Here is a 337-nt window from a genome sequence, read left to right as displayed (position 1 = left end):
GTAGGACAACTTGTGCTTAGCAAAGGGAAGCGACTCACTGCTCGTGATCTACCCATGCTGGCCTCACTTGGCGTCGCGCACGTTGAGGTGTACCGCAAACCTATCGTGGCCACTTTTTCCACCGGTGATGAACTAAAACCGGTAGGAACGCCACTTGGCGCAGGCGAGATATACGACAGCAACCGCTACGGAACCATACCTCTGTTTGAGAAATTTGGCTGTGATGTTGTTGACCTAGGCGTTATCCCTGATGATGTGGAACTGCTCGCGCAAGCATTTGAAAAAGCGAAGACAGAAGCGGACGTCGTGGTCACTTCCGGTGGCGTGAGTGTCGGAG

At 53.4% G+C, this 337-nt stretch carries 1 protein-coding gene; it reads left to right on the top strand.

Annotated elements, in window-relative coordinates:
* Window positions 1-337 (top strand): molybdopterin-binding protein (locus tag AB4585_RS26535; RefSeq protein WP_372171735.1); only part of this gene is annotated, 337 nt, incomplete at both ends.

The organism is Vibrio sp. 10N.222.49.C9, from assembly GCF_041474985.1.
Taxonomy (GTDB): Bacteria; Pseudomonadota; Gammaproteobacteria; order Enterobacterales; family Vibrionaceae; genus Vibrio; species Vibrio crassostreae_C.
Note: the sequence above shows the minus strand (reverse complement) of the source record. Positions and strands in the feature narration are given on the sequence as shown.